This window comes from Pseudorhodoplanes sp., from assembly GCF_050250235.1.
Taxonomy (GTDB): Bacteria; Pseudomonadota; Alphaproteobacteria; order Rhizobiales; family Xanthobacteraceae; genus Pseudorhodoplanes.
In genome coordinates, this window is record NZ_JBFWPA010000239.1 from 1 (window position 1) to 5871 (window position 5871).

The following is a 5871-nucleotide window of genomic DNA, read 5'->3' on the forward strand; positions in this document are numbered from 1 at the left end:
ACTGGATCGCGGCGTCGTCGTTGTTCAGCTTAGTCTGGCGATTGCGGAACTCGCGATCCCATTCGCTGCCCTCGCGGGTTTGCAGCCGATACTCGTCGCCGACCGGCATAAGAACGCCCTGGTCAGCGAGCTTCTTCAGGGTCGTCTCGACCTCGGACCTGAGCTTCCCGTTGTCTGCCGAGAGATCTTCAATGAGGAGATCGGCTAGGTGCTCCTTGGTCGCGCGGACGCCGATGTCGGCCCCGGCTTCCCGCTTCAACTTGCCAATGAGAAACACGAGGCCACAGATTCGCTGCGCCAACTCACCCTCAGTGCGACCAACCTGGATGATACGTTCATTGATCTCCCGCAGAAGCACACCCGTGTTGACCATTTCGGGCGCAAGGGCATCGAAAAGTTCGTCGGCCGGGACGACCGACCCCAGGCGCCGCTCCGAGACTTTGGCCACCGCATCGTGAATGATGCGTAGCTGGGACCGCAGTTGGCTGCTTGTTCCGGCGGCGTCGATCTGACGGAAGCAGTTTTCCCAGAAGCGCCTGCGAACGGGCAGCAGCGGATAATCGTCAATAATGACCGCGCGGTCTTCAACGACCTCACCGATCCGTGTGCCTTGCAGCTGGCGCGACACTTCTCCGGCGTGTTTTTCGAGCAGCGAGCGAACATCGCTCACAGCCGTGGGCTTCTTCTGCAGCAAGACCTTGCGGGTGACGGTTTCGACCTCGGCGTCCGAAAGCGGGACGCGAATGGTGAAGCGGTCCATCAGCTTCTGCAGCAATGGAATATCGGTGAGCGCGCTTTGGCCTGCGCCAACGATAATCACGTGACTGTCCAATTGCTTCGAAACAGCCTCGGCCACTTCGGTCACGAAGACTGAGCGATCGTTCGACTCGCCGATGTATTGCTGCACCTCATCAAGCACGAGCAGCGCGCAGGGCATGCGGCCATCGCGCCCTACCAAACGCAATGCCTCCTTCGTAATTCGGAGGAAATCATCCGTCGTGATGTCTGAGTTCTGCGGAGGAAACTGGGCTTTCAACAGTTGCTTCGCCTCAGCCTCGCTGGATGCAAAATGCTTGTCGCATTCCATGACGCTGCGCGCGATGGGGCCGCTGACGTAAAGATTGTTGAGCTCGCGCTCGAAGGATTTGCCGCCCGCTTCCATTCCGGCCTTCACCTTGTCGAACAGACCCTGGGACTGAAGCCACAGACAGAAACGAGCCTGCGAATATTGCTCTGGCAGACCAACGGCCCGCAGCAGGATCGCCAGAATGGTCAGCCGAACGTTGTCCGTCGTTCCGCTCGGCAGGGCGCCGGCGGCGGCAATCAGGCCGCCCGCGCGCTTGCCTGCGGTGTCCAGCTCAATCAGCAGTGCTCGCAGGTCTTCCGGGATCGATGGCACAAGACTTCGTGCGGTGGCGCCATCCGGGAAGCGCGTGTCTTGCCAGAGGTGGCAGAGCATCTTCAGAAGGTGCGATTTGCCGCTGCCAAAAAAGCCGCTGACCCACGCGCCACGTTGGCTGGTCTTGCCTAAATTGTCGAGAAATGAGCGGATGATCTTCTGGATGCCATCGGCATACTGCCCTTCACAGACGAACGTCTCGAGTTCGCCGCGGAGCTCGGCCTGGGTCCGTTCGTTTCGGCTATCTGAGATGCGTGCTTGACCCTGATTGACGAGAGGATGAACGGCGGGATCGCGTTGCAGAGTGTCCTTGACCTTCATGCGTTTCCTCATTCGTTGTGCGCTGTAATCGGCACGGCGAGGTAATTCCAGCCGTCGCGCGCATCGAGCAGGCGATAATTGTTGCGTTCAAAGTGGCCCGGGAAAAAGACGATGAGCCGACCTTTAATGTCGCCCTCGATTATTCGCAGCACCTGAGAGATACGAGCGAGACCAAACAGCGATCCGGCTCCGAGGATGGCGACCACAGTGTTTTCGGTGACATGGTGGCTGCGCAATACTGCGCGAACACGATCTGCGATGAACGCCGGAAACTCGGCCTCCAGCTTGAGCTGGAGATCTTCGGGCGAGGCGAAATACTCGTCGCGGTAATCGGCCGCGGCCATCCACTCAGCAAAGGCATCAGCGAGATCAATCTCGCGCCAGTCGTGCCCGGCCTCTCGTGTCGCGGTCTCAAACGCGAGTTTGCGAGCGCGGAGCGTGCGCTCTAGCTCCTTGTCGTAGACCACCATGACGACGCGTTGCGCGCCTGCAACCGTTCGCTGCCACGGGGTGGCGATGTGACGACCAAAAGATTCGGCGAGATCCTCAATACGCGCCATGGTTAGGACCTTCTCGGGTAAGGATCGAGACGCGACAAGTTTAGCTCGACCACATCGCCAGACATGCGAAGGTCGAGTAGCCCGACACGCTTGGCCTCTAGTGCAAGATGGCGCGCCTGGGAGGGATCGCAGTCCAGGACTCGGAGCCAGCCGTTAGAAAAAATTTCGGCACCACGGAATCCCACGGCATGGGCGAGATAGAGCGCAAATGCCACCGTGGTCGACGTCGCCCTCACCGATCGCCGCCTCTTGAAAGTTCGGCCTTCGAGGTGGCCAGCCTGAGCCCATGTGCTAGCTGCGTTGCGGCAGACCTTATCCAAGGTACTGTCGTTTAGCCTCGCGCCAACTACCCCTTGCAGTGCCGCCTTCATCGAATCACGCCGGAATTCGGCATTGATGGGAAGGAAGATGACGGACGGCGCCGTGGCCGCCAGAAGTGGGTCGCGGGCCAGAGAGATCAGAAGGGCAAGTAGATGGCGGCCCTCACTCTCCAGATCCCAAAGCCGCCGAAGCACCCGAAAGACCGGAATAGAGGGATCCAGTCCATACAGTTCACTCAGCCGTTGATTGGTCAGTCTCCGCGTGGCTGCTGTCGGCTTCGAGAGACAATTCCCATTGATGATGGCGCTTGCATAGTCCTGGCGCTTGGCGTCGGCCGGAGCCGTGGCAAGCACCTGCTGCAGCTCATCGAACATCATCGTCCGGCTGGTGTGCGTGCCTTTGGCGCCGAGGCGGAATCCCACGTCCGCGGCAGTTGGTGCAGCGCCAGCGGCGGGAACGAACAAAACAGATAAGCTCGACTGTTCAAGCATCGATCTGCCGGCAAGTTTGCCGGCGCAATCTCGCAAGCCTAAAAAAAGGTGTCAAGGCTCATCCCATCTTGCCGGCAAGTTTGCCGGCGAAATGATCCGAGCGCGTATTTCATTGGAAATTCATTTGATCTGCCATCTCCCAAGGACTCATTGGATGCGAGCACAGCTCCGGCTCGTCCTGCGGAACATATCACCGCCCGGCTAACTGGTCGGCATCATATCGAGCGCGTCCGGACCCTTCCAGTCCAACGGAACGTGTCACAGCGCTTATGAGCAGTTGTTGAAAAGCGAGTTCATGTTCTGCTGCGTGTAGCTTTGGTTATTATGCAAACTGCCTAACCACCCTGTCGGCCCGCGGGCCAAGAACTGGAGAGAAGCCCAGTGCCCAGTAGCCTAAGCGATCTTGTGGCCGCAAAAAGTGAGAATGCCACACCCGGTTCACAGGACGATCGCATCGCGGACATTGCCCAAAAAACCCTCGACTTCTTTGAGGAGGCGGGGAGCGCTGCCAGGCAAGCGCTTGGCGAGGAGCGCCACTCGGGCATGAACGTCCTGGCGGCCGTGAACACCCTGAATGCTGAAAAAGCCCTGCGGAACCTAGAAGGAATTAATGAAGCCCGCCGACGCGAGTTGCGCGTGTTGAGCACTGAGCCGGCCATCGCGCGGATTGTGGCCGAAGACGAAAACGGCCAGCGGAAGACCTATTTCATCTCCCGCGCAACGCCCCACAGTAAAGCGCGCGACGGCAGCGCTGTCGCGAGCTACCGGGCTCCCCTCGGCCGCTTGGCAGCACTGCCGGTTGGCGACGATCTTGATGTGCGGACACCCTCGGGTGTTGTGAATTTGGCGGTCGTTGAACGCGCCCTCTTACGACCGGCGCATGGAAACGAGGAATGGGATTCCGTCAATTCAACCGTCGAAGGAGAGCGGTATGGACCTCTTACGATCACATCGTTCCGAGATTTTCTACGGCTGCGGGGTGCTGCAGCCGACGAGGTTGACCTTCTCGAAGCAGCGCTCGCTGAAGACCGTGCTGCTGGGATTGTGGCGGAAGGCCTGCGGCGCAATGCCATCACGAAAATGGAGCTGCGTGATCAGGCGGTTCTCGATCGATATCAGGACGAAATCTTCCGCCTGCCCCTCGACAGTCGTCTGACATCCTAGGACCGCCTGGCACCGGCAAAACCACAACGCTCATCAAACGCCTCGGTCTAAAGCTTGATTTCGAGTACCTGACCGACGACGAAAAAGACATGGTCGCCGCAACAGTAGCAGCGTCGGCGGGGCACTCACAAAGCTGGATCATGTTCACCCCGACCGATTTGCTTCGGCAATACGTGAAAGAGGCGTTCGCGCGGGAAAATATCGCCGCATCGGATGAACGAATTTCCACCTGGGATGATTTCCGTCGTGACATGGCGCGGCACCGGTTTGGCATTCTGCGGTCGGGCGCAGGAGGCGGAATTTTTGTGATGAAGGATGATGTGCTTGCGTTGTCCGAGACGACGCTCGCACTGCAGCGGGAATGGTACGCAGACTTCGACAGATGGCAGAGTGAGTATTTCTGGAATGATCTGCGTACGAACGCTCAGGCCCTCAGCGGCCATAAGGATTCAGGTATTGCGCGCCTTGGTGCGCAGTTGCTTGAAACCTTGCCGGCAACCTTATCTGGCACGAGTGCCGCAGCATTTCCGGCGCTCGCCGCCATGGCCGGCGAGGTCCAGGCTCTCATGGCACGTCTGGGAACGTCAACGGATGCAACAATCCGAACAGCGATCGGCCAGGAATTGAAGAAGGATAAAGCGTTTCTCGACAGCCTCGCCGAATTCGTCGCCACGTTGGCTGATACTGACGAAGGCGAGGATGAGGACGGCGAGGGAGAAGAGGATCGACGTCCGATTCGCGTTGGCAAGGACGCGGCCGTCGATGCGCTCATGCGTGCCATTCGAGGCAAGGCGCGCGCCAAAGCCATGGGTCGAGCCCTCAACCGCGAGACGCGGAACGGTCGCATCATCGAATGGGTGGGGAATCGCATTATCCCCGATGGCGATCTCATACCAATCGGTGAGAGCATCCAGGTGGTGTCGGCGGCGCGCCGGTTCATCAGTCCGTTACAGCGCTACTATTCCGGCCTTCCCGGCCGCTATCGGCGGTACCGCCGCGCGCGCCAAACGGAGGGCCGTTGGTATAGCAGCGGGACTTTTCCGGCGAGCGATGTGCATCCGCTTGAGGTCGACCTGATGCTGCTTGCCTTGCTCAAAGCTGGCCGAAGCATGCTCGAAGAACGCCGGATCGCGCGGGCGTTTACGCAGGGCGATTATCGCCCGCTTGTGCCAATCCGTGAATTGTATAGGACACAAGTTGTGGTCGATGAAGCAACCGACTTCTCGCCCGTGCAGCTCGCGTGCATGGCGCAAATTAGCGATCCTGCCGCTAACGCGTTTGTTGCTTGCGGCGATTTCAATCAGCGCATCACGTCCTGGGGCAGCCGCTCCGACGCTGATCTGAAATGGGTGCATCCGGACATAAACATTCGCGCGATCACCATCACTTACCGTCACAGCCGTCAACTTAATGAACTCGCCCGCGCTATCGCCCGCTTGTCGGCACCGGACACGCCGGAGGCACAGCTTCCTCCGCGGACCGACAACGACGGATTCAAACCGGTGCTGGTCACCGGAACACGAGATCACCTAGCGATCGGCGCATGGCTATCGGCGCGGATCGACGAAATAGAACGTCTCTCACAGGAGTTGCCGCCCATTGCCGTGCTGGTCAG

Annotated in this window: 4 protein-coding genes and 1 pseudogene; 2 read left to right on the forward strand and 3 right to left on the reverse strand. The window is 59.4% G+C overall.

The genetic code is table 11. The annotated features are described in order from the left end of the window. The 3 genes from brxC to AB7F49_RS37585 all read right to left on the reverse strand — a co-directional run. On the reverse strand, positions 1-1720 hold a 1720-nt coding region (brxC, locus tag AB7F49_RS37575), incomplete at its 3' end, for a BREX system P-loop protein BrxC (RefSeq protein ID WP_428532548.1). Between the two features lie 8 nt (positions 1721-1728). After that, positions 1729-2280 carry a BREX protein BrxB domain-containing protein gene (locus tag AB7F49_RS37580; protein ID WP_428532551.1) on the reverse strand — a complete coding sequence of 184 codons (552 nt, stop codon included), beginning with the start codon at positions 2278-2280 and terminating at the stop codon, positions 1729-1731. Between the two features lie 2 nt (positions 2281-2282). Beyond that, positions 2283-3092 (reverse strand): hypothetical protein, encoded by an 810-nt coding sequence (locus AB7F49_RS37585; RefSeq protein WP_428532554.1) that lies wholly within the window; start codon positions 3090-3092, stop codon positions 2283-2285. Positions 3093-3473: 381 nt separating this feature from the next. Between AB7F49_RS37585 and AB7F49_RS37590 the strand changes: the two genes are divergently transcribed. Both AB7F49_RS37590 and AB7F49_RS37595 read left to right on the forward strand, forming a co-directional pair. Next, on the forward strand, positions 3474-4256 hold the full coding sequence (locus AB7F49_RS37590) for a hypothetical protein (protein ID WP_428532557.1): 783 nt from the start codon (positions 3474-3476) through the stop codon (positions 4254-4256). A gap of 89 nt (positions 4257-4345) precedes the next feature. Then, positions 4346-5871, forward strand: a pseudogene (locus AB7F49_RS37595) (ATP-binding domain-containing protein); the annotation flags it as partial.